Annotated in this window: 22 protein-coding genes; 14 read left to right on the top strand and 8 right to left on the bottom strand. The window is 36.6% G+C overall.

What is annotated here, in order from left to right:
• From BIZ37_RS19450 to BIZ37_RS19415, 8 genes are all read right to left on the bottom strand, one after another.
• Positions 1 to 304 (bottom strand): acyltransferase (locus BIZ37_RS19450; protein WP_187462891.1); only part of this gene is annotated, 304 nt, incomplete at its 3' end.
• Positions 288 to 1,517 (bottom strand): glycosyltransferase family 4 protein, encoded by a 1,230-nt coding sequence (locus BIZ37_RS19445; protein ID WP_187462890.1) that lies wholly within the window; start codon positions 1,515 to 1,517, stop codon positions 288 to 290. The genes BIZ37_RS19450 and BIZ37_RS19445, both read right to left, overlap by 17 nt.
• 6 nt (positions 1,518 to 1,523) lie before the next feature.
• A complete protein-coding gene (locus tag BIZ37_RS19440; protein ID WP_222939747.1) occupies positions 1,524 to 3,443 on the bottom strand; it encodes an XrtA/PEP-CTERM system amidotransferase in 1,920 nt (639 codons plus the stop codon).
• On the bottom strand, positions 3,419 to 4,858 hold the full coding sequence (xrtA, locus tag BIZ37_RS19435) for an exosortase A (protein WP_187462889.1): 1,440 nt from the start codon (positions 4,856 to 4,858) through the stop codon (positions 3,419 to 3,421). Before xrtA ends, BIZ37_RS19440 begins: the two co-directional genes overlap by 25 nt.
• The gene (locus BIZ37_RS19430; protein WP_187462888.1) at positions 4,851 to 6,068 is read right to left on the bottom strand and encodes a TIGR03087 family PEP-CTERM/XrtA system glycosyltransferase; all 1,218 of its coding nucleotides are present in this window, start codon (positions 6,066 to 6,068) and stop codon (positions 4,851 to 4,853) included. The genes xrtA and BIZ37_RS19430 overlap by 8 nt, the downstream gene beginning before the upstream one ends.
• Positions 6,069 to 6,072: 4 nt before the next feature.
• Positions 6,073 to 7,116 (bottom strand): FemAB family XrtA/PEP-CTERM system-associated protein, encoded by a 1,044-nt coding sequence (locus tag BIZ37_RS19425; RefSeq protein WP_187462887.1) that lies wholly within the window; start codon positions 7,114 to 7,116, stop codon positions 6,073 to 6,075.
• Positions 7,058 to 7,984, bottom strand: coding sequence for an XrtA system polysaccharide deacetylase (locus tag BIZ37_RS19420; RefSeq protein ID WP_222939746.1), 927 nt, complete (start codon positions 7,982 to 7,984; stop codon positions 7,058 to 7,060). Before BIZ37_RS19420 ends, BIZ37_RS19425 begins: the two co-directional genes overlap by 59 nt.
• Before the next feature lie 4 nt (positions 7,985 to 7,988).
• Positions 7,989 to 9,389 carry a TIGR03013 family XrtA/PEP-CTERM system glycosyltransferase gene (locus BIZ37_RS19415; RefSeq protein WP_187462886.1) on the bottom strand — a complete coding sequence of 467 codons (1,401 nt, stop codon included), beginning with the start codon at positions 9,387 to 9,389 and terminating at the stop codon, positions 7,989 to 7,991.
• Between the two features lie 203 nt (positions 9,390 to 9,592).
• On the opposite strand from BIZ37_RS19415, the gene BIZ37_RS19410 reads away from it, so the two are divergent.
• From BIZ37_RS19410 to BIZ37_RS30690, 14 genes are all read left to right on the top strand, one after another.
• Positions 9,593 to 10,267, top strand: coding sequence for an XrtA/PEP-CTERM system exopolysaccharide export protein (locus tag BIZ37_RS19410; protein ID WP_187462885.1), 675 nt, complete (start codon positions 9,593 to 9,595; stop codon positions 10,265 to 10,267).
• Positions 10,268 to 10,284: 17 nt separating this feature from the next.
• Complete coding sequence (locus BIZ37_RS19405; RefSeq protein WP_187462884.1) at positions 10,285 to 11,817, top strand: XrtA system polysaccharide chain length determinant; 1,533 nt, start codon at positions 10,285 to 10,287, stop codon at positions 11,815 to 11,817.
• Between the two features lie 15 nt (positions 11,818 to 11,832).
• Complete coding sequence (locus BIZ37_RS19400) at positions 11,833 to 12,711, top strand: XrtA-associated tyrosine autokinase (RefSeq protein ID WP_187462883.1); 879 nt, start codon at positions 11,833 to 11,835, stop codon at positions 12,709 to 12,711.
• Positions 12,680 to 14,146: a TIGR03016 family PEP-CTERM system-associated outer membrane protein gene (locus BIZ37_RS19395; RefSeq protein WP_187462882.1), complete on the top strand. Its 1,467-nt coding sequence runs from the start codon at positions 12,680 to 12,682 to the stop codon at positions 14,144 to 14,146. Before BIZ37_RS19400 ends, BIZ37_RS19395 begins: the two co-directional genes overlap by 32 nt.
• 2 nt (positions 14,147 to 14,148) lie before the next feature.
• Entirely contained in the window at positions 14,149 to 15,258 is a 1,110-nt protein-coding gene (locus BIZ37_RS19390; protein WP_187462881.1) for an XrtA/PEP-CTERM system-associated ATPase, read from the top strand.
• A gap of 2 nt (positions 15,259 to 15,260) precedes the next feature.
• Positions 15,261 to 17,861: a PHP domain-containing protein gene (locus tag BIZ37_RS19385; protein WP_187462880.1), complete on the top strand. Its 2,601-nt coding sequence runs from the start codon at positions 15,261 to 15,263 to the stop codon at positions 17,859 to 17,861.
• 27 nt (positions 17,862 to 17,888) lie between these two features.
• Entirely contained in the window at positions 17,889 to 18,878 is a 990-nt protein-coding gene (locus BIZ37_RS19380) for a glycosyltransferase (protein ID WP_187462879.1), read from the top strand.
• A 271-nt stretch (positions 18,879 to 19,149) separates the two neighbouring features.
• Positions 19,150 to 21,174, top strand: coding sequence for an XrtA/PEP-CTERM system histidine kinase PrsK (gene prsK, locus BIZ37_RS19375; RefSeq protein ID WP_187462878.1), 2,025 nt, complete (start codon positions 19,150 to 19,152; stop codon positions 21,172 to 21,174).
• 59 nt (positions 21,175 to 21,233) lie between these two features.
• Positions 21,234 to 22,577: a PEP-CTERM-box response regulator transcription factor gene (prsR, locus tag BIZ37_RS19370; protein WP_187462877.1), complete on the top strand. Its 1,344-nt coding sequence runs from the start codon at positions 21,234 to 21,236 to the stop codon at positions 22,575 to 22,577.
• Between the two features lie 80 nt (positions 22,578 to 22,657).
• Positions 22,658 to 23,443, top strand: a complete 786-nt coding sequence (locus tag BIZ37_RS19365; protein ID WP_187462876.1) for a hypothetical protein — start codon at positions 22,658 to 22,660, stop codon at positions 23,441 to 23,443.
• Positions 23,444 to 23,449: 6 nt separating this feature from the next.
• Positions 23,450 to 23,701: a hypothetical protein gene (locus tag BIZ37_RS19360; protein WP_187462875.1), complete on the top strand. Its 252-nt coding sequence runs from the start codon at positions 23,450 to 23,452 to the stop codon at positions 23,699 to 23,701.
• A gap of 4 nt (positions 23,702 to 23,705) precedes the next feature.
• Positions 23,706 to 24,599 (top strand): HprK-related kinase A, encoded by an 894-nt coding sequence (locus BIZ37_RS19355; protein WP_187462874.1) that lies wholly within the window; start codon positions 23,706 to 23,708, stop codon positions 24,597 to 24,599.
• Positions 24,586 to 25,671: a nucleotidyltransferase family protein gene (locus tag BIZ37_RS19350; RefSeq protein WP_187462873.1), complete on the top strand. Its 1,086-nt coding sequence runs from the start codon at positions 24,586 to 24,588 to the stop codon at positions 25,669 to 25,671. Before BIZ37_RS19355 ends, BIZ37_RS19350 begins: the two co-directional genes overlap by 14 nt.
• 248 nt (positions 25,672 to 25,919) lie before the next feature.
• Positions 25,920 to 26,264 carry a transposase gene (locus tag BIZ37_RS30690; RefSeq protein WP_370577400.1) on the top strand — a complete coding sequence of 115 codons (345 nt, stop codon included), beginning with the start codon at positions 25,920 to 25,922 and terminating at the stop codon, positions 26,262 to 26,264.
• The last annotated feature ends 257 nt before the right edge of the window (positions 26,265 to 26,521 follow it).

Genomic DNA, 26,521 nt, shown 5'->3' with positions numbered 1-26,521 from the left:
GATATATTCTAACAAAACGTTTTTTTAAAAAATCTCTAATGTAACTTGTATCATTTGAATAGTTACTTGTAACCAGAACCATAACAATGCCACTAAGGACAAAAAAAACATCAACCCCAACAGCACTTACTTTCCAAAAGCTAAGAAAGTAATCAGGAATAGACTCTTGAGGGTATTCATGTTTAATCTTCCCCACGATATGGCCAAGCATAACGATGATGGCTGCAATACCCCTGAGTATCTGTAGCGATGACAGATAGGTAAATGATGTCACAGTCTGTTGCGTGCTACTTGATATGCTCATATTCATCTATCCTACTTGGGCGAGTGGATGGTGATTGAACTATTGAAGAGAAAATATCATATTGACCTTTTGATGTAGAAAACCAATCAAATTGCTCAGCGTACCGACGTGTTTCAAGTCGTTTTGGTGGGTTCAATAGTACTTTCTTTATTCCTTTGGATATCGCTGTTGGGTTTCTATCGACGAGTACTCCGGCTTTTTCATTTTGGACGACTTCTGGTGTACCCCAGATATTTGTTGCAACGACAGGTGTGCCACATGCCATTGCTTCAAGAAGCACATTAGCCCACCCTTCGCGACTTGAAGCCAGAACTAATACATCACATGCACCATAATACTTAGCAAGCTCTAATTGATTCAAACTACCAAGGAATATGATCTGGGATTGTACATTTTCCGTTTCGGAGAGACGCTTTAGTCTATGTATTTCAGGACCATCACCTGCTATGAGCAATGTTATATTGCGTAGTTCTTTCAGCGCTTTAATAACGTGATGGTGCCCTTTGCGCTCAATAAGGTGACCAACAGAAATGATTATGGGGCTATCAATAGGGAGATTAAGGTTTTTCCTATTTTGTGTTTTTTGTGTTTCATCTGTGTATTGAAATAGCTGTAAATCTACTCCATTCCTTAGAGTTGTAGTTAAATTTGGCTCGGCTCCGAGATTAAGCATTTCATTCCTAAGAGCGTCACAAACAGCCATATTATGATTGCTTTCTTTCAGAACAGATTGTATGTCCTTTTTGGGCTTTTGATATTGAGGAATTAAGTTTATATCTGTTCCTCGTGCCGTTATAGTAAATGGTTTGTTCAGTTTTTTTGCAGCTTTTGCGATTGCGACCCCGTCTGGATAATAATAATGCCCATCTATAAGGTCAAAATCGTATCCACTTGCTATGATTTCATTTGCTTTTTTGTAAATAGCAGCAGAAAGGGTGTGTGGCGTTAAAGTCATACCAACCTTCGGTATAACAATGTAGCGAGGATGGTAAACATCGATTCCAAACCTATTTTCATAGCTAGGTGCTGATGAATATGAAGCATAGCTACCAAACATAGGGTGTTTGAATGGGAACCAAGGAACAGGGGCAATAACTTTAAGTTCAACATCCGGGTAGCGCTGTTGAAGCTGTCTAAGGCGTGTTTCGACAAAAACCCCATGTTTCAGATTACTACCATAAGGGTACAGAGTCGTGACCGTTAGTATCTTCATATGTTATTACTGCCTATTCATAAATTTTGCAAACATCAATAAACACCAAAGTGCATCCGCATGATTACTTTGGCCTGATGTATGGTCAGTTATCATTTGCTTAAGTACCTTTGGTGAGAAAAAACCACTATCTAACATATTGTCTGAAAGTAGTGTTGTCTTGAGAGTTGCGTTGAGCGGCCCTCTGAACCACTCTGAGATAGGAATGCTAAATCCCATTTTTGGACGGTAGAGAATATTTGAATCTACATAGGGCTCGAGTGACTTTTTAAAGGCGTATTTCCCTTCGTTACCCCTAATATTGTCAGTACTCTTGATAGCGTAAGCCCATTCGATTAATGAATGGTCAAGTAGGGGAGAGCGAACTTCAAGAGAGTTTGCCATACTGGCCCGGTCAACCTTGGTCAATATGTCTCCTGGTAACCAGGTTTTGAAATCAAGGTACTGAATTAGTTTTAGGGGATCATCCGATGGGGCTTTGTCGGCGTGTTCTTGCATTATCGCCAAACCAGTGTAGCCATTTAGTTGGCGAAGGTAGCTAGCACTAAATAGTGTACGCCTCTGGCCAATACGTAATTTAGACATTGTATTGGCATATGCTTCGACAGAATTCATAGCTAGCGACTGCAAGGTTGTTTTCGCACGCAATGGTTTTGGTGCCCAGTCAGCTTTAGGGTATACACTTGCAAGTGAACTGAATATAGGCCTACGTACAGAGTAGGGGATTTTGTCACGTAATCGCTGTTCAGCTAAATGCATACGTTGCCTACGGTAGCCAGCAAAGATCTCGTCACCACCATCTCCCGACAAGGAAACTTTTACAGATTGACTAGCCAGTTGGCAAACCTGGTATGTTGGGAGGGCTGAACTGTCTGCGAAGGGTTCATCATATGCAAGACTCAGCTTATCAATTAAGTTATAGTCATTTGATGAAACAATTTGGCTAAGGTGGTTTGTTTGGTACCTCTTGGCTATTTGGTTTGCATATTCTGTTTCATCATATTCGTTTTCTTTGAAGCCAATAGCGCAAGTGTTCACGGGTTCATTCTGTAATCCGGCCATCAGCGCAACAATAGCGCTTGAATCAACGCCTCCAGAGAGGAAAGCACCTAGTGGAACGTCAGAGAGCAAACGAATTCGTATCGCTTCATTAAGTCGTTCAATGAGTTCAGTTTGCACATCTGGCCAAGAAAGCAGAGAGCTTGGGGATGGGAGATCCCAATAGCACTCTTGCTTCACGCTTGTTTTAGGCTCAATAAGTAAATAATGGCCAGGATTAAGTTTGAAAATGTTCTTATATGCACTGAAGGGTTCAGGGATATAGCCGAACATAAAGTATTCTTCAGCCATCTCAGTGCGTAGTGACTTGTCGACTTCAGGGTGGGCTAGTAACACTTTAAGCTCTGAACCAAAAACGAACTGGCCAGTTTGAGTTTGGGTATAGAATAGGGGCTTTTTACCAAGCCGGTCGCGAGCAATAAACAATTGGTGTTTATTATTATCCCATAATGCAAAAGCAAACATGCCACGAAAACGCTGTAAGCACCTGACCCCCCATTCCTCCCATGCGTGTACGATAACTTCTGTATCTGTGTGTGTTGAAAAATGATGTCCAAGATTGGTCAGCTCTGCGACTAAAGATTCAAAATTATAAATTTCACCATTAAAAACGACACAAATAGAATTATCTTCATTGAAGATAGGTTGTTGCCCTTTACTTAGGTCAATGATGGACAACCTACGGTGCGCCAAACCAATGTTCGTGTTTATGAAGTAGCCTTCATCGTCAGGTCCTCGGTGAGACTGAACTCGGTTTAGATGTTGTAATAGGCCTTTGTCTACGGGAGAGGTAGTCCAAAGATTAAAAATTCCAGATATACCACACATGTAAGTATCTCCTTTTAATATTTCCCGTATGTCATCCATGAAACGGCGAGTTCTTGTAGTTGTTCATCAGATGAATTAGAGCTCGCAAGGGCTAATACATCAGCAGTAGCTGATTGGCCAGTCATCAATTTGGCAGCTTTGAGTAGTTTGATTTTGATTGGATTGTTTGAACAGAAATCGTCAATGCAATACCAAAATAGAATCTTCTTAGAATGACCATAGCGATTTACAACAGTCAGTTGGGTTGCAGTGAAAGCTTCACTTAACGTTGGAGAAATAACATAGTTCGCATTGGCATTGAGGGACCACTTGTCTTGGTCATAAAGGTGGTTTGATGAACTGATAAGCTCCCCAGTTTGTTGGCTAACGAGATACCTTGCAGAAAAATATTCAATGCTCCCATCCTTTGATATACCGCTTATTGTCTCAATCGCTTGAGGGAAAGAGATCCCCCAAGATGAGTTGGTCTCTGTTACTTCGGCTGAGAGAGGAAGTGGAATAGGAGTAACGTAAAGAGTATCAGTTACATGCAGTGTACGCGCCCATTTGGATTGGATAAAAAGTATTGCGACCAAGCAAACAATGAGGCTAAAGACCTTACCTGAAGTTTGTTTATGGGGTTGATAGTTTGGCCGTTGTTCTTTTATTACCGAAGGGTCTGCAAACCGACTCGCTACAAAAAAGATAATGCCAATAACGAGGCTAAAAAAGACCCAGCCATAAACAAGGTGATCAGCTCCAGTGGCATATTTCATGTCGCTAAGATGGCCAATCAGAACGATGCCGTATGCCCTAACCCCATTTGCGATGATGGGAAAAATAAACGAGAAGACTACAAATACAGTGATTTTCCACACTTTATTGAAGTTCAGGTAAGCGAACAGAGTGCCCAGTGCAACACTCGAGATCAAGAAACGAATTCCAGAACACGCTTCAGCAACCTCAAAGAGTCCATTAGGGATCGCTAAGAAAAGACCATCTCTATACACGGGGATGTTAGAAAGCTGCAACGCAAAAACAGTGATATCGGCAGTTATTACTTGCAGTTGTGGGACGATCTCTTCTCCGAACGGGATACAGAAGGAAAGATAAAAAATTGGGAAAAAAAGTAACTTAGCAAGCTGAGTACCTAGTAGTGCCCAAAGCAATAACTGCAAACTGGAAATAACAGCTATATGCTCTAGTAATGCAACACCTGAAGCTTTGCCAAGCATCCAACATAGAGTCGGTAAACAAAAAAGTAAAACAGGTAGCCAAGCCGTAGACAATGGTGTGGCCTGTATCTCTTTTCTCTTTTGCCAAGTTAACCAGAGGCTGATTGGAGCTATAATAAAGCAGTGTTCAAATGTTTTTGATTGCGACCAAACCGTTACCATACTTTGAATAGACTCATGATATACAATAATCCATGCAAAGAGAGGAAGTGTAAACCGTAATACAGGAAGGCTAATCACTATTGGCTCCAAGGTATCCGAGTAAAGGATTGAGTTTTGCTTCCCAACTGAAGTTGTCCTCAAGCCATTTTCTTGAGTCAGAAGCGGAATTCGATGCTTCACTTAATTTTTCAATGATCCATTTGGTCATTTCAAGGTTGGAGTCAGTAACGAACAGATCGTTTGAGGGGTAATCATCTATCCCTTCGACACCCAAACTGGTCGTCATAACTGGCCGTTCCATAGCCATTGCTTCAAGAATTTTATTTTGGATCCCTCTCGCCATTTTCATTGGCGCTACAGCAGCTTTTGAGTACAGAAGATAAGGTCTCACATCATCCACACGGCCAGTAACGACAACACCTGGCGTATTCATCAGGTCAAGGACTTGTTTCGGAGGTGATGAACCAACAATATAGAATTTACTATCAGGACATTGCTCAATGACCTTAGGCCATATGTATTCAGTAAACCAATTGACGGTTTCTATATTTGGGCGATAGTCCATAGCGCCAGTGAAGACGATATAGTTTTCATGCTCAAGTTCGAAATCTTCACTAAGTATCGATGAAGCAGAAGGGGAGAAGTAGTCACTATCTATGCCATTACTCAACGTTTGAACTTTCGGCTGGATATCTGCAGTGACCATTTCCCTGAACATATCCGCCTCTGTGTCTGAGATAAAGCAGCTTATAGAGAATTTATCAGCAACAAGTTTTTCGTAATCTGACAACGTCCGGTATTCCCGCATGTAAACGCTGCGCATGAAGACATTCGAAGCTTCGGCATATTGCCGCCATTTATCAGAATCTATATCAGCAAATTGCATTACTTTCCGAATGCCTTCAGTTTCTGGTGTAAGCACATACTGCGCCATGCAACCGGAATAAATAAATGCTTTGGTGATATGGTGCCGAGGTATGATTGTGTTGACCCAATTAAGCATTTTGGTGTTGTAGTAATAGGGTAGGGTGATAGGTTCACCTTTGCCAAAAGCCGTAAGGCCCTTAACCTTTGCCATCAAGGGATTTAAGTCGACAAAGAAGCAATCTTTGCAAAGTTCCTTAACCTTGTCCTTATATTGTTTGTCATGTGGATCATCAATAAAGCAACCCACGTAAACGTCATAGTATCTATTGAGAAACTTGAGGATATTGAAGGTTGTGATTTTGTCACCTTTATTTGGCGGGTATGGGATACGGTGACATAGGTACAGCAATGGCTCTTTCATATCATTACCCTAAATACTTTGAGAGTTGTGGACCAATATGACGAGAAAGGCTAAGAGGCATTTTCTTCCATAGGTCTATGAATAATCGGTACTTGGGGTTGTTTGGTGATAAATTAGGTAGGTCTTTAGCTTTGATAAGCGCAATGCGGTAATTTAATTTGTCTTCTTGCATACCCCAGTGTTTTTTGTACTTGTAAGAGCCTGAATCTGTTTTACTTCTGCCGAAATCGAACTTTGCCATGCCTTTATCTTTTGCAATGCACATGAGTTGGTAGTACATATAATCATTACTTTTCAGATCACGTGCATCATGCGTACCTCCACCATAGTACGGAAGTACTGTATCTTTGTAGTAGAAACTTAAGACACTTGATACCGCTTCACCTTCAGAGTTTCGAACAATAAGCGTTTCGCAGCGTTCGCCAAAGGTTTCTTTTAATTTTGAGAATAGTTTTTTATTGAAAACTGGAGTGCCAAGATTGTGTACACTTTGCGAATACACGTCATAGCAAAGTGATGTGTTATCTTTATTGTCCCATTGAAGGTTGTTTTTTAATGAATGACGGATGACAGCCCGTTGCTTACGTTTGATGTCTGTGAGGATCTGATCAGGACAATCATTAATTAAAGATGAGAATGTTGCATGTTTACAGTGAGCAACCCAGGGACCTTCAGATTTACGAGGGTCTTTATCTCGTAACTCAACGTAATCTACTTTAAGTGAATGACCGAGTTCAAGAGCTGCTTTTTCGAGTTTATGACGTATAGCATCAGAATCAGCAATAACACCCCCATAGACACAAAAAGGAGTGGATATTAAGGCATGGCCAAAGACAGCACTTTTTTGCTCGAATAATGGTAGAATACCAACAATATTCCCCTCTTCTTCAGCCAAGATATAATGATGTTTATGCTTAAAAACATAACGGATCACACTATACCATCCAGTTAGGTGGAAGAAAGTGCCATCATTATGGTTATCAACATACCTATCCCATGCTGAAGTGTCTTGAGCGCTCATTTTCCTGATTTTTAGTGCCTGGTTCATGACAAATTCCATCCAATTGGTAAACATTAGTCATCGTGTTCCACGAAAAATCAGCCAAAAGTGACTGAATACGCGATTCCGTTCGATTTAAATTTAGATAGTGGCGAAACCTTGATTTAAGTGGGATCCCTTTTACTGATGGTTGCCCAGCATCTATCTCCCAAGGATGAAAATAGAAGCTGTATGGTTGATTAGTACGCTGAAGATATTGATTTATCAGGAATCTACTAAGCTGGTATGGATAAAGACGGAAAAAACCACCACCACCAATAGGTATACTTCGTTTCGCTTTTTCTAATGTTGGTATAGGGATCTCATAGATACCTTCAGGGCGAAGGTATTTGAACTTTGGCCAATCAGGAGCCCCATAGTGATCATGATTGACAGGGTATGTACTACTGCTATAGATAAAACCAAGTTCTGCGAGGATGCTAAAGGCCCATTCATTCCGAGGATCGATGGAGAAACTCGGTGCTCGGTAGCCATTTACTCGATGACCAACAGTATCCTCTAGAAAGACTTTACTTCTGTATACATCAAGTTTGAAAGCTTCGGGTGATTGAGATGTTGCTTTTTGGTGAGCATATCCATGACTGGCTAGTTCATGACCGTTGTCAACAATAGCACGTGCGAGATTAGGGCAGGCTTCAGCCACCCAACCTAACATGAAGAAAGTTGCTTTAGCATTGTTTTCCGAAAATAATTCTAAAAGCCTATGTGTGGTCCTTTCAACTCTCAGAGGGTATTTCGCTCCCCACTCATCAGCACTAATGTGTTTGTCAAAAGCGGCGACATGGAAATAATCTTCAACATCAACGGTCAAAGCGCATTGACTTGACATAAAAGGAAGCCGTTTATCATATACCATATGCTTACTGACCTTTACCAAACAAAATGATTTCAGACGTCTTTAGCAGTATTAACAGGTCTAACAAAAAGCTACGGTGCTTGATGTAGTACAAATCAAATTTTAACTTTTCAAGAGCGTCTTTCTCACTACTACCATAAGGATATTTAAGTTGTGCCCAGCCAGTTAAACCTGGTTTAACATTATGCCTTTGATTGTAATATGGTATTGAATTATCGAAACTTTCAGTGAATTGTGGACGTTCAGGCCTAGGACCGACAAAATACATATCACCAATGAGGACATTATATAATTGGGGGAGTTCGTCTATTCTAAACTTCCGAATATACTTACCGACTTTTGTAACTCGGGGATCCTCTTTTTGGGCCCAACTTACACCATGCTTTTCAGCATCAGTAGTCATGCTTCTAAATTTGAAGATAGAGAAATTTCTACCATTTAACCCAACCCTTTCCTGTGAATATAACACAGGGGCGGATAGCCCATTTTCAAACTTAATAAGAAGAAAAGTAATGAACATGAAAGGCCACGTGAAAAGTAAAATAATCAGTGCAATCATACTGTTAAATGCCCAGTATGAAAAATTCCTAAGTCTATTAGTCGATTGGTTACTGTTGAATAAAACCCAAGTTGGGTTGAGGTAGCTAACTGCTATTTGACCCGTTTCACGCTCTACGAAATCTATAATATCAGTGATCTGAACACCATGTTGCTTGCAGAGAAATAATGCTTCAAAAGGAAGGTTTCCTCTGCGTTCATCAGCGGCGATGATGATTTCATCTATGTCTTTACTATTAACGAAAGATTCAAGTGGTAGCGTTAACTCAATAACTGGTTCTCTTTTCATTTCCGCTCGAGCATCGCCTTTCATTGGTACAAAGCCAACAAACTCTATACCCACACGATCAGAGGCTCTCCGCATGGTATTTTCAATAATACTTGCCCGTTGTCCAGCTCCTAGCACCAGAATACGTTTTTTAGATATCTGATTTAGTTTGGTTTTTTTTAAGACAAATCGAAATAAGCATAGAGAAATAAAAACAATCGATGGTATCAAGCCATTGAATATGAGGAACAAATTAACAGTCGAAGTGACATGGTAAAAGACAGATGAAATGATGTATGAGAGTGCAAGGGCAACGAGTAAACGAACGATAACGCCACGATATGTTTCTCTTAGTTTTTCATTGTATAGACCTACAGCAAGTATAGATAGCTGCAAAGAGACCGAAAAGGTTATGAAGGCTATAAAAAATTTGAGGTCTGATTGGTCAAAAGTGAAAACTTTGAAATAGGATTCGGCAAGAAAAATCCCAAGAGCAAAAGATAGAAGTATCGCAATAAAGTCGAAAATAATGACAACAGAATTGTTAGGATTGAGTTCATGAAACCTAGAGCTAGCCATAGCCATCCTTGCACTGCATTTATAAACACCTAATCACAGGCTAGACCAGTGAGAAAAATTTGCTGCATATAATTTTCTTGCACAGCAAAAAAATCATATATAGTTAATATAGTCTATGAATAACAGCATGCTAGTGTCATTAGCATCTGAGAAGAACCATCAAAAAAATGTGGTAAAGGATGAGAGTCATAGGGAGCCTAAGGATGACATTAAAAATAGGTGGAAAACAGTATCAGTCCAGTAAAAAAAACCAAAATATAATCAGGTTGTTTTTAGCCTGTTTTTTGGTGATTTCTTCTGGGTGCGCTACAAATGATTTACCGAAATTACCGTCAGCTACGGTACATCCCTCATTAACTAAAGACATAAATAACTATTCTTATTTGATAGGCCCTGGCGATTCATTAGATATATTTGTATGGAGAAATCCTGAAGCATCAGGAACTTATACTGTAAGACCTGATGGTAAGATAAATACAGCACTAGTTGATGACCTTGCTGCATCAGGTAAGACACCTACCGAACTAGCAAGGGAAGTTGAGCAAGTTCTTAAAACCTATATTAAGGAACCAGTTGTATCTATATCTGTTGGTAATTTTGTGGGCCCGTATAGTGAACAAGTTCGAGTACTAGGTGAGGCTGTTGAGCCTCAAGCAATAAACTATAAAGAAAACATGACCTTGTTCGATGTAATGATAGAGGTTGGTGGCTTAACTGAATACGCGGATGGTAATAATTCAAGGTTGATTCGCGTTATAAACAATCAGCAGAAACAATTCGGTATCAGAATGGACGATTTACTTACAGATGGGGATATCCAAGCAAATGTAGACATCTTACCCGGTGACATCATCATAATTCCTGAAGCATGGTTTTAGTCAAGGAAGTAACTGCGATGCAAGAGTTATTAGAAAATATTCTTAATTACCTACGCGGTATTTGGCTAAAGCGTAGGTATATACTAATCATTAGCTGGATAGTATGTCCAATAGGGTGGATTGCAGTAACGATGATGCCCGATCAGTACACATCGAATGCGAGAGTATACGCAGATACGCGTTCAATTCTTCAACCATTATTGAGTGGTCTAGCAATTCAAACTGATCCAACGCAAGAATTAAATTTAATGGCTAAAACGCTGTTAAATAGGAATAACCTCGAAAAAATTGCCCGGGAGACTGACTCTGATATCATCGCTAAGACAAAAGATGAATATAATCAGGCTATTGCTGATCTAAAATCAAATATTAATATTGGATCTACAAATAGAGAGAACCTGTATAAGATAAGTTATTCAGGTGATGACCCTGAATACGCTAAATCAGTTGTGCAAGCTGCTCTGAATGTTTTTGTTGAAAATGTGCTTGGAGATAAAAGGCTAGATACTGAGCAAGCAAGGCAAATTATTACAAGTCAGATTGAAGATTATGAAGCTCGTTTGATTGATGCTGAAAGGAAATTAGCAGATTTCAAACGAGAGTACACAGGGTTCATGCCAGGAGCTGATTCAAGTTATTACAATCAACTTGAAAGTCAAAAAACTCAGCTAGAGGATGCAGAATTTGCTTTGAATGAGGCAAGGACGAGAATGGCTTCTGCAAAATCTCAATTAGCTAGAGAAAAAGAGTACGCATTAAACCATATTTCTGCTGTACGAACAGAATATGATGAAAGAATCGACTCACTGCAATTGAGGTTAGACGACTTAACATTTAGATTTACTGAAAAACACCCCGACATAATAGAAACTAGGCGTCAACTTAATGAATTAAAACAGCTAAAAAGTAGAACGTTGGCCAATATGTCTGTAAATGATTCACTCGTAAACTATCCTGTTTATCAGGAACTTAAAGTTACGATAAATCAACTAGAAAACGAAATAGCAACTTTGGAGGTAAGGATTGACCGTCATAATACAAAAATGGTTGAATTAAAGAATAAATTAGATATGGTTCCTGATGTTGAGGCAAAACTAATTTCTCTTACCCGAAGCTATGATGTTACAAAAGGAAAATATAATCAATTATTATCACGACGAGAAAGTGCTTTAATATCTGAAAGTGTTGGTGCCTCCTCTGAAGATATTAAATTTCGAGTTATAGATCCTCCAAATCTGCCAAGTTCTGCATCTGGTCCAAACCGACCTCTTTTACTTGTAGCGGTGTTAGTTGTTGGTATTGGTAGTGGTATAGGTGTATCGTTTCTAGTGAGCCAATTAATGCCTGTGGTTTCTTCGACGAATCAGTTGTATCGAATAACTGGAGTCCCTGTCTTTGGGGTGGTTTCTGCTACAGAAGAGTCTGGCCTGTTAACCAAAGAGAAAAGGAAGAAGCTTAGTTTTGTTATATTAAATATCTTGCTTGTTGTTGCGTTTATGGGGGCCGTAATGGTCAATAAAAACCCTGCGTTACAGCAATTTATTAAATAGAGCGGGGTTTTTTTTATGAGCACTATTGAACAAGCAATGAGCAAGTTAAATAACGAAAAAAAGCTCAATAAGTCAATACAGAATGTCGGCAAAAAAGAAAAAATCGCTGTTAAACAATCAGTTACTCATGAAAAAGTAATTGATAATAAGGTTCTTTTAATAGATGAACAGCATTTACAAAACCTTGGTATGGTGGGGGGGGAACTCAACCATCAAAACAAAAAAATTAATGATGAATACAGAGCTATAAAGCATAAAATTGTTAATAATGCTTTCGGTCCATTATCAAAGATTAATACAAATAGTAATTTGATTATGGTCTCAAGCGCTAACCCTAACGAAGGGAAAACATTCAATGCTATAAACTTAGCTCTCAGTTTGTCGCTTGAAAAAGATAAATCTGTTTTACTTGTGGATGCGGACGTTTTAAATCCAAGTGTATCTAAAACACTTAACATAGGTAAAATGCCAGGATTGATAGATTATCTTGTAAGTGATGATTTAGATGCTGGTGAAGTAATATACAATACTTCAAATCCTAATTTAAGATTAATGCCTGCCGGGACATCACATCATTTGAGCTATGAACTCTTAGCAAGTGACAAAATGTTTACCTTAGCGCAAGAGTTAGCGAATCGATATAGCGACAGGATTGTCATATTTGATTGTCCTCCTCTGCTGGGAGTTATCGAAACAATCTCTCTATCAAAACTTGTTGGACAGATTGTTGTTGTTGTCGAGCAAGAAAAAACGAAAATTGCTGATATAAAACAAGCTGTAGCACAACTTGATAAAGAAATTGCCATTGGCTTTATAGTAAATAAAGCTGTACATAAAGTATTTGGTCAGTATGGATATGGCTATGGTTACGGTTATGGGGAAAAAAACCAGTAAACATAACTTTTGCATTATAGGCGCTACCTTTATCGTTAATGCTAACGTTGTAGCCGCAGAAGTTGAGATCAATCCTGTCACATCGGGAAGGCTTACTTTTACAGATAATCGTGATCTAACACCAAGCAATAAAAAAAGTGAAATTGTTGGGACTATATCTGCAGGGGTGGCTATTGATGCAGCAGGAAACGAAGGAAATTTAACTTTTAATTACGAAGCAAATCAAACGATCCATTCATCTGACTCAGATCGAAATGAATTGTATAATGAATTAGCTTTATCGGCTGATAAATCAATTTTGGATACGAATCTTACTGTTGACGCGCAAGCTGGTATTACTAATATATCTAGATCTATCGAAGATAATGCTAATTCAGATTTCATCACTGGTGATACTATTGAAACCAAACAATTTGGAGCAGGAGTATCTTATCAGAGTAACCCGAGCGGTTATATTAATTTATATAGTAGAGTAGATGGACAGATCACTTCGAATGAAGATGACATTGGTGATTTTTATAGCTATGGCGCTAGTCTTATTTTAAGTGATGGAAGTAAAATAAAAAATTACTTTTGGTTAGTTGATTATACGTTTAATGAGAATATATCAAATAATACTAGTGATAGTAATAACTCTCATGTATTAACACAAGAATTAGGTTTACAACCTATCAATGGTCTAAGTCCTTTTGTCAGATTTTATTACGAAGAATATAATGGAATTAATGAAAATGATAGCGGAAAGTTCGGCAGTTGGGGACCAGCACTCCGCTATTATTGGCATGAAAGATCTTATATTGAAGTCAGCCGTGAAATTTCAATTTACTCTAATGATGAAGACTATTGGCGTGGGGCTTTGAGATTAAACCCTACACCTAGAACACTTTTAACCTTCGAATATTCAAAAAGATTTTTTGGTGATGCATATGATTTTACATTGTCACATCAGAATAGAAAAGTAACAAATACAATTAGCTACACTGAAGAACCTTCTAGTTTTGATAGACGGTTTTTTGTTGATGGAGAAAATATTGAAGAGTTAAGATTAACAAGAAATTTGAGTTGGGAGTCAAACTTATTGCTGAGACGGTCTTCTTTGAACCTGGTAATAAGAGGGCAAGAAAGAGAATCTATATCTGATCAATCAAATACACAGGATGATCGTACATATGGATTTGTTATATCTGGTCGGCATAACCTTTCCAGGAAGTCATCAACAAACTTGAGTTTTCAATATGACAAGTATGAGTTTGATAGTTCCGAACAGGATAAACAAACGGATTACTATAGAACTTTGGAATTAGGATACGATTATAGAATCTATGAAGATGTTTCAATGATTTTTTCAGTTCAGCACACTGATCGCTCTTCATCTAATTCAGAACGATCTTACGATGAGAACCGTGCCAACATAGAAGTAAGGATGAAAATTTAAACATGTATGAATCATATTTTAACTTTACTGAAAAGCCATTTAAACTTAGTCCTGAACCAAAGTTTTTCTTTGAAACACCTCATCATAAAAAAGCAGTGTCATACTTAAAATATGGCCTGTCGTTAGGAGAAGGCTTCATAGTTATTACTGGTCCTATCGGAACCGGTAAAACAACTATTGCAAAGAATTTGATTTCTTCTTTAGATGAATCTTTTACAGCAATACAGATAGTAACAACAAAATTATCTCCTGAAGAATTAGTAGGAGTTGTTGCTTGTCAATTTGGTATTGAAACAGAGGGATTAGACAAAGCCCTTATCTTGAAAAGAATTGAAAAGCATCTAATTTCTCTCTACAACAGTGGTAAACGGGCTATATTGATTATCGATGAAGCACAAAATTTGCCTTCTGAATCTGTAGAAGAGTTGCGAATGTTATCAAATTTTAATATTGATGACAGGCCATTAATACAAAGCTTCTTGCTAGGTCAAGAAGAGCTTAAGACTATTATCAGCCTACCTCAAATGGAACAGTTTAGACAACGAATCATTGCATCTTGCCATCTAAGACCTTTGAATAATGACGAAACGCAATCTTACATTACTCATCGCTTGGAGAAAGTTGGTTGGGAAGGTATACCAAGTATTCATGTAGATTCATTTAAATTAATTTGTAAACATACAAATGGCGTGCCTCGTAAGATTAATATCTTTATGGACAGGCTTTTTTTATATGCATTTATGAGTGAACTGGAGTCTATCAGTGTAAAAGATGTAGGCGAAGTAATTGATGAAATGAATACTGAAATTTCGGGTGATTTACAAACGACAAACCAGTTAAGCAAACCAATGAATGAGGTAGAGTCTTTAAGCGATAGAGATCGATCCGAAGATATTGATTTTATCAAAAATCAATCACTAAGGAAAACAATAGTTGATGTTTCACTAATACTAGATGGGGTAATAAAAGCTAAAACAAAGACAATTCATAATCTCGATAAGATAATTGCTGATAAAAGAAAACAAATTAGTGAAAATACGATTGAAACAAACGACAAGAAATTAGAGAAAAGATCATGGGTAAAGCTTCTTATGAAAGAACGTGAGATTTAATTTTGGAAAGCAAGCTCATTAAAAAAATTAGCAAGAATAAAAAATGGATATTTTTTATATCATTTTTAGCTTTTGTTATTTATTTAATTAGCAGAGTTTTTTCTAATGTTCCATTAGTACAAAAAGTATCGATAGAGCCTGCTGAAGTTAAGAATGCCTCAGAACACTATCATTATGTTCATCACCAATTATTTAGTTATAACCCAGATGTTGACATCACTTTGACTGGACAAGATATTGATGAAGTTTTCAAAGCTTTATCATTTGTCACACCAAGAATGAATAGTAATGTTACGTTAACTAGTTATGGCGCTGTTTTGAATGGTACATTAGATGTCAGTAATAGGTTTGTTACTAGCTATTTGAATTTTTCATGTTTGTTTATTACAAACGATAAAAACTCATTGGACTCTTGCCGTATAGGCTCATTATCTATACCAGGACATTATATAAAGAGTACTGTAAGTTTTCTTTTAAAAGTGTTCTTTGATGATAATGTAAACGATGTGTTTAATCAACTAATGAGCAATATTGAAATTTCTAAAAACAAAGTTGAACTTAAGGCGACTAAAAAGATTAATTTGAAAGAAGAAGTGAAAGTCGGCCTTAAAGATATTGCCAGTATTTATAAGTCTATTAGGGATAACAAAAGCTATAATTTTGAACCGTCTGTAATAGAAGAATATGTGAAACATATTGTATCAAGTGATAAATTACTAGATAAAAAGGATGCATCACTATCAGAAGTCTTCGAGGTGGCATTTAATTTTTCCGCAACGCGGAGTAAAAAAGGCAGTGCAGATGAAGAGAATGAGAATGCTCTTTGGGCCGTTGCAATTGCTTTTGGAAATCCAAGATTTGCTGAAGTAATTAATGTAAACACCAAGAAATTAGGCTTGTTACTAGAAAATAATTCTGTTGGTAATATTGTTTTAAGTGGAAGAGGTGACTTAGCACTTCACTTTTTATATTCGGCAGTAATAGAACGCATCAGTAGTGTTGCGGTAAGTCTTAACATTGGAGAAATGAAGGAGCTTTTTGATGCAAATGAGAAAGGGTCAGGATTCGATTTCTCCGATTTAATTGCAGGGATTGCAGGGGCAAAATTTGGAAACTTCATTTCTAGTAATGAGAAAAATGCGCTTATATCTCAAGAAATGTTATCGAATAGAGCGACAGAGAGCATTTTTTTTCCTGATGTTAGCCATTACCCCCGTTCAATTGACTATATAAGCTTCAAGCAATATATCGGTTCAACTGAAAGTAAAAAGTATCTTAAGTTACTTGATGAAGCTGAAAGTCATGTTTCAAATTTGCCGTTATATAGTTCTCAATTAGCTGTAGTTAAAGTTGGGAATTCTGAAGTTCTAGAAGATTCAACAGGTCAGTTTGTTCACTCACTACCATGGATTAATGACGGTATATGGTTATCTACTGATACGCATATCCACACCAAATATTCTGATGGAAGTCATTCCATTGATGAGGTTTCAGAGCAAGCAATGAGATTTGGCTGCGATGTTATTGCCATTACAGATCATGCAGATGGTGATTTAGATGCTGGTAGCCTAGATTACTTTTTAGAGATAGAGTCTATAAATGATCTTACCCCAGAACTTCTCATTATATCTGGTATCGAATGGAATCTTCCCCCTTACAATGGACGTGAACATGCCACTATTCTTTTCCCTGAAGGTGAAGATACTTCTTTTGTAGCTAGTCGATTCAGAGAGAAATTTGATGATTTTAATAATTCGAAGAATCCATTTTTAACCGTTCAAGATGGTCTTAAATGGTTAGAAAGTCGTTTTGTAAATTATTCTGAAATGCCAGTTGTGTTTTATAATCATCCAAGTCGTAAGGTCGATCATGTATCAGAAGTTCATGCAAATCTAGAAAAATGGAGTTATGAGAATAATGTATTAATAGGTTTTTCTGGTGCCCCAGGGCATCAAAGGATGCCAGCTGGTAGGATGGGAGCGTATCATCACAAGGTAAAAACAGTTAATCGATGGGATCCAACTGTCTCAATTGTTGGAGGTGTTTGGGACAAACTACTGAGTAATAATGTTTTGATTTGGGGGGCGAGAGCACCTTCAGACTTTCATGGAGAACTTGGTGACTTTTGGCCTTGCCAATTTTCTGAGACAAAAGTCTTTGCAAAGAACAATTCTATAAATGCTGTTTTAGAGGCTTTCAGGAAAGGCTCTTTTTATGCTAGTCACGGTAAAATTATTAAATCTCTTTCGTTTACTATCGATAGCCAAAAATTACCTAGACAGGCTCACATGGGGGAAGTTATCACAATACCTACAGAGACTAGTATAGGCGTTAACCTAAATGTTGTATTAAATAGTAAGAACTGGAAAGGTAAACCATCTAAATTAGATGAAGTAGAAATGATAATTACATCACAGGGTAAAACAAATTCTAAAATATTTAATGCATTTGAATATATCGATAATAATGTATTGAACGTTACTCTCTCTAATGTGGTTATTAAGGATGATACTATCATTAGGTGGCGAGGAAGAACTTTGCAAAAAATTAATGGAGATTATATGTTTTATACAAATCCTATTATTATTAAAGTAAGCAATTAGATTTAGTAACACCAAAAGGATAAGGTCATGAGCAAGAATCAAATTGTAATATGTTGTGGCAACTCATTAGGACTGGAAAATGATGCAACAGTCTTATCTTCAATCCTTTTGGATAATATTATGAGTGTCGATATTACTGTGATTAAGGGGAGAGACAGTAAATTTACAAAAATTATTCAGATATTAAAAGCTTTAAAATGCAGAGTGATTGGGAAAAGAGTTTTATTTGTCCACTTAGAGGATTTACAATATCGATTATTGTGGTTCACAAATGATCATTACTTAATTCCAAATCAAGAATGGTTTAGATCAAAATCAGAACTTTTTTTAAACAAGGATAAGAGAATTAAATTATTATGCAAGACACATCATGCGCTCGAAATGTTTAAGGATTACAAAGAACGATCAAATTATATAGGGTTTATATCACCTGATCGTTATGAAAGTAAGATATCTAAGGATTATAATAAATTTCTTCATGTAGTAGGAAAAAGTGACAAGAAAGGGACGGATAGGCTTATTAATGTTTGGTCAAATAACCCTGAATGGCCAACTCTAACGATTATTTCAAAGATTAAAGAACATAGTCATAAATGTAGAGAGCTTAATAATGTTCGAGTTATATCAACTCATCTTTCAGAAGATGAGCTTAAACAAGAGATGAATTTACATGGTGTTCATATTTGTCCTTCCGAGATTGAAGGATTCGGTTTAAATATAGTTGAAGGTCTTGGGGTTGGTTCAATTGTCATAACTACTGATGCGCCACCTATGAATGAAATCATTACGTCAGATGTTGGCTTACTAGTTGATTGTGATGAGGCATATAAACAGTATAGAGGGGTGGGTTATACGATCAAAGAAAGTAGCTTAGAGCAATCTATTTTGAAAGTACTATCATTATCTGATGAGCAATGTCAAATTTATTCTCATAACAGCCGTAGCAGGTATGAAAATCTAGCTAGAAGTTTTGAAATGAATACTGTGAAAATTTTTCGTCAAGAATTTAACTCGTAATTACAGTGGTTAAATCGTTAGTAAGGGATCTATATCAAGGTGATTTCAGTCTGAAATATAAACTAAAATTTACTATAAATCAGTTGCTTAGCATTTGTTTTGAGTGGTGAGACCTTGTGTTCATTGATACTGTTAATTTTAGTAGGTTCTATCCCTTATCAACATGCCTCTAGTTTTAAGTTATTTACTATATTTTTCACAGTTAACAAGCTTTTTACTTCTCCCCGATATTTACTACACTTATAAATACGTGATAAGAAGGATGCTTATTGTGGAAGATTATATTGGACATATTGGATACTTTCTGACTGCACTTTTGTATCTTCTATTGTTTTTTTTATTACTAACAACAAATTCTACTAATCCTCAAAGATATTTATTAATATACACTTCTGCTTTAAGTTTTTTATGGTCTTCTGCATTTGTCATTCAAGAATTTTATCCATTTTCAATGGGATATTTTTTCGCATTTGAAACTGCAAAAAATATAGCATGGTTATTATTAATATTTAGCACAATTAACAGAACAAAAATGATGTCAAGTTTTGTTTTTGTCGGTAGGGAATTAAAAATATTTTTGATGATAATATTATCTCTTTCTTTTATTGATATTTTTATATATAAGTATTTTGCATCCTTGTCACTCCTTTTCTTATATCACCTAGTTCAATCTTTATTTGCTTTATGGTTAGTAGAGCAATTATACAGACAAACGGACAAAAAAGATAAATGGAGAATTAAACCACTTTGTATCGGTCTTGGGTTGATTTTCTGTTATGATTTTGCATTATATTCAGACGCTTTATTAGTTAATCAATTAGAATCATATTTCTTATATGGAAGGGGATGGGTTTCTATTTTTTCTGTCCCACTTATTATTTTATCCGCTCGTAGGGTTAAAGATTGGTCAACTAGAATTTTTATTTCTAGAGAGGTACTATATCATAGTACTTTACTTATAGTATCGGGTTCTTATTTGCTCGCTATGGCTTCAGTAGGATATTTATTTAAGTATATTGGTAGCGCTTGGACAGAAGTTATACAATATGTTTTCTTTTCATTAAGTGGAGTTGTTTTAGCGAGTCTTTTTTTATCTGACAACTTTAGAAGCAAGATCAAGGTTTTAATAAGTAAACACTTCTATGCAAACAAGTATGAATATAGGTCAGAGTGGCTTAATTTTGTTTCAGTTCTTGAAGATAAAGATAAATCACCATTCGATATATCATTAGAAGCAATGATGAAGCCATTCAATTGCGAATATGGTGCTTATGCTGTGTTTGAAAATAACAGATTTACAACTATGTCTGCATTTAACATTGATACAAGCGAAATCGACAAAGTATTAAATGAAATCGGAAAAAAGGTTATTGATCATAAGTGGATTGCTGATGTTAATGAACTTATTAATTCACCAAAGAAATCACCTTTTGTTTGTGACAATAAAAATCTTAGCGAAGTAAAAAATATTAAATATGCTATACCGGTTATAACAGCAAGTGGACATAAAGGTATCTGCCTGTTGTCTACGATTCCGGGTAGAAAAGCTCTTGACTGGGAAGATAGAGATTTGATGTGGGCATTAAGCAAGCAATTGTCAGTCTATCTGAACTTGCATTACTCAAATATCAAATTAGCTGAGAGCAAACAATTTGATGCTTTTAACCAGATGTCAACTTTTTTGGTTCATGATTTAAAAAATGTTTTAGCTCAACTCGAATTACTTGAGAAAAACAGTAAATTACATAAAAATAATCCAGAATTTATAGATGATGCATTTATTACAATTTCGTCTGCCACATCGAGGTTGAATAAAGTAGTAAGTCATTTGAAGAGCAAAACTATCACAACTGACAATCTTGAAAATATTGATATCAACAAAGTTATTGCTGACGCTTGTACCGAGCGGTCCATTAGTTTACCTGAGCCGGACCTTTCAGTTGGCTTTGAAGAGAGCGTTTTAGTTAAAACTAACAGAGAAAGGTTAAAAAATGTATTCATACATTTGATTCAAAATGCCCAAGATGCAACTGATCCTTCGGGTTATGTAAAAGTAACAAGGATTAAGAAAAAAGGATTTTACGGCGTTAGTATTGAAGATAATGGCGTAGGAATGAGTAAAGAGTTCATAAATGACCGTCTTTTTAAGCCTTTCTACACAACCAAAGGGAATGCTGGTATGGGGGTTGGAGCTTATGACGCAAAAAAAATGATTGAACAAATGAACGGGTATATAGAAGTATTTTCTATTAAAGGTAAAGGATCACGCTTTAACATTTATATTCCTACTAGCTAAAAATTATTACTATAATTATATAATAAAAAAGTGCTATCTATAGACTTAAGGCGTGATCAATGGATAAATTGTTAGTAATTGAAGATGATGTTGGATTGCAAAAACAGCTTAAATGGTCTTTATCTGGATATGAGACAGTTTTTGCTCATGATAGAAATTCGGCCATTTCATCATTCAGGCGTTTTGAACCGAGTGTTGTTACGTTAGATCTAGGCTTACCTCCTGATGAAGCAAATGCTAGTGAAGGCTTAGCAACTCTTACAGAACTCTTGTCGTTGAATCCAAACTGTAAAGTTATCGTAATCACTGGGAACGAAGATAGAAAAAATGCTCTTGAAGCCATTAAGTCTGGTGCTTTTGACTATTACCATAAACCAATTGATGATGATGTTCTATCAATAATCATAGAGAGAGCTTTTTTCTTATCCAAGCTAGAGCATGAAAATTTAGATACTGATAACTCTCACTTTGAAGGTTCTCCCATAATTGGTACATGCAGTAAGATACAGAAAGTCAAATCAATGATTAGCCGTGTTGCGCCTACAGAGATGACTACGCTTTTGCTTGGCGAAAGCGGTACTGGTAAAGAAGTACTAGCTAGAGAGATACACAATTTAAGTGAGCGTAATAAAGAACCTTTTATCGCAATAAATTGTGCTTCTATCCCCGAGAATTTGTTAGAAAGTGAGCTTTTTGGCTATGAAAAAGGGGCTTTTACTGGAGCGCAAAAAACAACACTCGGAAAAATTGAATGTGCCAACGGGGGGACCCTTTTCTTAGACGAAATTGGTGATATGCCCTATGGTCTACAGGCCAAGATACTGCGTTTTTTACAAGAGAAAAGCATAGAGAGAGTTGGGGGAAGAAAAGAAATTCCTATTGATGTAAAAGTTGTATGTGCTACACATCAGAACCTTCACGAGATGGTTCTTGAGAAGTCTTTTAGAGAAGATCTATTTTACAGAATAAGTGAAATCATTATTGACATACCACCTCTGCGAGACCGTGAAGAAGATGTTTTATTGCTCAGTCGGCACTTCCTCAAAGAGTACAGTGAAAAGATGTCTAAAAAAATGACAGGGTTTACTGATGATGCGATGAAAAGTTTATTAAGTCATAAATGGCCAGGCAATATTAGAGAGCTACAAAACAAAATTAAATCCGCTGTAGTCATGTCTGATGGTATCTTATTGAATTCAAATGATTTAGGAATTGGCCAAGGCAATGAGATTGAGCACTTACCACTTAATTTGAGAGAGGTAAGGGAGACCGCTGAAAAAGAGGCGGTCGTTAGAGCCCTTAGCCTTTGTGACGGCAATATTTCATCAACAGCAGAGTCATTAGGGGTTACAAGGCCGACACTCTATACGCTATTAGAAAAGTTCAAAATAAAAAAAACGTAAAAATTATACAAATTCTATGTTTGGACTAAAATTGTACTAACTGATCATAAATAATTGCAATTAAACATTCTGGTGATGTTATGGAAAGCACAAAGCTTAAAAAGCGTAACGAAGACAATACTCAGCCTGACAGTATAAAGGGCAAGGGTTCTTCACGTTTTTCAAGGCGCAGATTCCTTCAAACTACCACTATTGCTACACCTCTTCTTCTTTCTGTGAAGAGTCCGGCTGCTTGGGGAGGGGGAGGAAATCTGAAAAATTGTAGTATTACTGAGATGTTATCAGGAAATGCATCCCATCCACATAGTTGTCAAGTAGATGCCAAGTCACCACGATATTGGAGAAAAGTGTTTAAGTCTCAAGATGGTGAAGATTTATATGTCGTTCAAGATGTTTTAAATCAGCGTGGTGTTTTTTCTGACTCCCAATTTAATTTGAATTTTTTAAGCACTCTTTCGAGTCCACAATCTATCGTTGGATCTGATTGGGAGTACCAATTATCATCGACGCTACCTGATAATCCCACATACTTAAATGCTTTAAAAAACAATACTAGTTATAGCATCATATTGACTTTTGATAATGGTGTTGATCAGCCGTTTGACATAGATTTAACTAAAGAAGGTGTTGATGATTTCCACCAAGTTGTTGTTGCGGGATATTTAAATAGTTTATTTCATCCGTCGATTATAACTTACGTACTATCACCTGAACAAGTAAAACAATCTGTTATTATGGCTATCCTTGAAAGTGCAAAAATTATTATTAATAGTGTTGAAAATGGTGAGGATCCTGCAGCAAGTAATTTCTTTGACTATAGTACTAGCCCGATGTTGAATCTTAGGAATTTTCTCCATACATGGTGATGTATTTTGAAAGATTTAACGATAGAAAGTTTAGTACTTAACTTTGATTTGGATTGTTGCAGTTTTATTTCTGACGATAAAGCTGTAATTTTTAGTCCATTTACATGTGAATCGCTTCTTTGTGATAAATCTGTTTACGATTTATTGAAATTTTTATCTGAAGAAAATAAAAATGATTATTTTGTTTCAATTCCAGAAGCTAAATCTGAAGTACTTGATAAGTTGCTTTCGATGAGAATTATTAAACTCAAGGAGTGAGTTTATGATCAGAAAAAAAGTGTGTATATCATTTGGAAGTTTTATTTTTGAAATTGAAACAAACATTAAGGCTGTTTATGATTATCTGAAATACCATTACAATGACACGATTTTATCTAATGGAAATGAATGTTTAGTTGACTATCGTGTCTCAATAAAGCATGGTTCTTTTCTACGTAGATTTTATAAGCCACAAGCTGTTTTTACACTTGATTCGAAGCAACCATTCAAACCATTGCCACTCAGCCAAGCACATGCAATGCTCGAATGGGGCATGAACTGGGTTATATCAACACATGCTCATCAATATTTAATTATTCATGCTGCAGCATTAGAGAAAAATGGTAAAGGTCTTATAATCTCTGCTCCTTCGGGTTCGGGAAAAAGTACACTGTGTGCTTATTTGGTTTCTCAGGGTTGGCGTTTGCTATCTGATGAACTTGCATTAATTCATACTGAATCCTCTTTAATGCACGGTCTTTCTAGGCCAATCAATTTAAAAAATAAATCAATCGATATAATGAAGGATTATTTTGAAATTGACTCTTTTAGTAATGTAGCAGAGGACACACATAAGGGAACAGTTTGTTTAGTTAGGCCTCCTTCTAAGAGTATTAAAAATTCTCATATTCCAGTTAAACCGCATACTATTGTCTTCGTTAAACATTGTGCTGATGAAAAAATGTATATTGAAACTGTAAATAAATCTATAGCACTCACTGAAATAATTAATAACAGTTTTAACTTTGGTTTTCTTAACCAACAAGGTTTTACTTGCGCAAAAAAATTAGTTCAATCATGTGAAAGTTATTATATTGAGTACAGTGACTTAAAGTTATGTGAGTTAGAGTTGGCTAAAGTTATTGATGGCGAGGTGATATGTGATGAAGCTAGTTGATGTTTTAGCATCCCCAATAGTACTTGATAAGTTAACTCTAAGTGAGTTATCAAGTATTTTATCAGAAGCTAGGTATCATAATATGGTATCGCAACTTTATTACCTATCAAAGTCTTATAATATCTACAACTCTCTTCCAGAAAAATTTCAACAACATCTTTATTCTTCTTTTTTAATTTATGACAACCAAAGGAAAAAGTTCCAATCAGAAGTAAATAGTATCGAAGAAACATTAACCCCTTTGGGTATAGAGCTAATATATTTGAAAGGTGGTGCTTACCATTTACAGGATATTACGATGCTTAAAGGTAGGTTAATGAGTGATCTAGATATTCTTGTACGTGAAGATGCGCTTATAAAAGCTGAACAGCAATTAAAGCGCAATGGTTGGGTAAGTGTTGAAGTCAGTGATTATGATGATAATTTTTACCGAAATTGGTCACATGAAATCCCACCGTTAAAAAATTTTTTGAGCCAGGTAGAATTAGACTTACATTTCAATATCTTACCTAAGACTATAAAAGAATCTCCGGGAAGTAATATTCTGTTTAAACAATCAGTACCAATAGAAAAAAATCCTATGATTAGGACGTTAACTCCTGCTGCAATGATTGTTCATAGTTCTATACACCTGTTTCATGAAAGTGAGTTTTATAAAGGCACAAGGGACCTTTATGATCTGGTCTTGCTAATACAATCTTTTGAACATGAAGAAGATTTTTGGGGGGCAATAATTAGATTACAACAAGAAATTGGTAATGGTGTTTCAGTTTACTATGCTTTGCGCTATTGTAATAAAATATACAAGTTAGAAACACCTGATTATGTGAAGGACTTTTATGACAACTTTAAACCTGATCCTTTAACTTTGCTGATTCTTGACTATTGCTTTACTCAAGTATTTACGAATCATTATCCAATACATCGTGGTTTTTTTCATAAGGTATGTGAGTTAATTCTCTATTCACGTGGTCATTTAAAACGTATGCCTTTAAAACTTCTAGTTCCACATTTTATAAAGAAAACAACTCTATTTTTTAAAGGTAAACAAGAGAGTAAAGGTATGATTTAACTTGTAGTACATTTTCATTATTGCATCCAACCAGTTATAGGTGATTCCACGTTATAATCGTATATAAAAATTATTTGGGAAACAGCCCAAGGTAACCTGTTCAATGAAGTGGTAAGTGAAACCCGTTCCGCGAAATACGAAGTGGTCGTTGCAACGACCACTAATAAACCCCGCAAGAAAGGTATGTCACTTCCCAAGGCGTTGTTGCGTAAAAGTATTATCCACTACTAGGTTTAAGACGAGAAACGATGCGTACTGTCTTCATGAACTATACAAATAGCAGTGATGAGTTGAAGTTCATCTCGGCAAGTACTGAGGGGGCTGGAGTAAGTCTAACACAAGACAACTGCCACCAGTGTGAGAATCAAGCCGAAAGCGTCACTATCAGCCAAAAGCCTGCACTCGCTAGCCTAATCCCCAAGAGCTTCGCTACCGAAAGCCTGCTCCCCAACATCATCCTTGGCAAATACCAGTATGCACTGCCTCTTTACCGGCAGGAAACCCTGTTTAAACAATCCGGTATCGATCTATCCCGGACGACGATGGCACGCATGGGTCATGCAGGCCAGCAACACTTCACGCGACTTTACTAGGCATTACACGAACACTTACTTGCGCAGGTTGCTATCCAGGCGGATGAGACACCGCTGAATGTTCTCAAGGAAGATAAGCATGCTATATGTGGGCCTGCTGCTCCGGTGCTGACTCACCTTCCGCCACACTGGATGGCATGAAAAACATTGTCTTGTTCGACTATCAGAACAGTCGTGCGCGGACTTGACCGGCAGCTTTCCTTGGAAAGTACGGAGGCTATCTTTAAACTGATGGTTACCAAGCTTATGATGGTCTC

The sequence above is a fragment of the Photobacterium sp. BZF1 genome (genome assembly GCF_014349205.1).
Taxonomy (GTDB): Bacteria; Pseudomonadota; Gammaproteobacteria; order Enterobacterales; family Vibrionaceae; genus Photobacterium.
Note: the sequence above shows the minus strand (reverse complement) of the source record. Positions and strands in the feature narration are given on the sequence as shown.

Excerpts from the sequence above, each read along its gene's own strand:
- BIZ37_RS19445 (WP_187462890.1), bottom strand. The coding sequence starts at position 1,517 with ATGAAGATACTAACGGTCACGACTCTGTACCCTTATGGTAGTAATCTG.
- BIZ37_RS19440 (WP_222939747.1), bottom strand. The coding sequence starts at position 3,443 with ATGGATGACATACGGGAAATATTAAAAGGAGATACTTACATGTGTGGT.
- BIZ37_RS19430 (WP_187462888.1), bottom strand. The coding sequence starts at position 6,068 with ATGAAAGAGCCATTGCTGTACCTATGTCACCGTATCCCATACCCGCCA.
- BIZ37_RS19425 (WP_187462887.1), bottom strand. The coding sequence starts at position 7,116 with ATGAACCAGGCACTAAAAATCAGGAAAATGAGCGCTCAAGACACTTCA.
- BIZ37_RS19420 (WP_222939746.1), bottom strand. The coding sequence starts at position 7,984 with ATGGTATATGATAAACGGCTTCCTTTTATGTCAAGTCAATGCGCTTTG.
- BIZ37_RS19415 (WP_187462886.1), bottom strand. The coding sequence starts at position 9,389 with ATGGCTAGCTCTAGGTTTCATGAACTCAATCCTAACAATTCTGTTGTC.
- BIZ37_RS19410 (WP_187462885.1), top strand. The coding sequence starts at position 9,593 with ATGACATTAAAAATAGGTGGAAAACAGTATCAGTCCAGTAAAAAAAAC.
- BIZ37_RS19405 (WP_187462884.1), top strand. The coding sequence starts at position 10,285 with ATGCAAGAGTTATTAGAAAATATTCTTAATTACCTACGCGGTATTTGG.
- BIZ37_RS19400 (WP_187462883.1), top strand. The coding sequence starts at position 11,833 with ATGAGCACTATTGAACAAGCAATGAGCAAGTTAAATAACGAAAAAAAG.
- BIZ37_RS19395 (WP_187462882.1), top strand. The coding sequence starts at position 12,680 with ATGGTTACGGTTATGGGGAAAAAAACCAGTAAACATAACTTTTGCATT.
- BIZ37_RS19390 (WP_187462881.1), top strand. The coding sequence starts at position 14,149 with ATGTATGAATCATATTTTAACTTTACTGAAAAGCCATTTAAACTTAGT.
- BIZ37_RS19380 (WP_187462879.1), top strand. The coding sequence starts at position 17,889 with ATGAGCAAGAATCAAATTGTAATATGTTGTGGCAACTCATTAGGACTG.
- prsR (WP_187462877.1), top strand. The coding sequence starts at position 21,234 with ATGGATAAATTGTTAGTAATTGAAGATGATGTTGGATTGCAAAAACAG.
- BIZ37_RS19365 (WP_187462876.1), top strand. The coding sequence starts at position 22,658 with ATGGAAAGCACAAAGCTTAAAAAGCGTAACGAAGACAATACTCAGCCT.
- BIZ37_RS19355 (WP_187462874.1), top strand. The coding sequence starts at position 23,706 with ATGATCAGAAAAAAAGTGTGTATATCATTTGGAAGTTTTATTTTTGAA.
- BIZ37_RS19350 (WP_187462873.1), top strand. The coding sequence starts at position 24,586 with ATGAAGCTAGTTGATGTTTTAGCATCCCCAATAGTACTTGATAAGTTA.
- BIZ37_RS30690 (WP_370577400.1), top strand. The coding sequence starts at position 25,920 with ATGCGTACTGTCTTCATGAACTATACAAATAGCAGTGATGAGTTGAAG.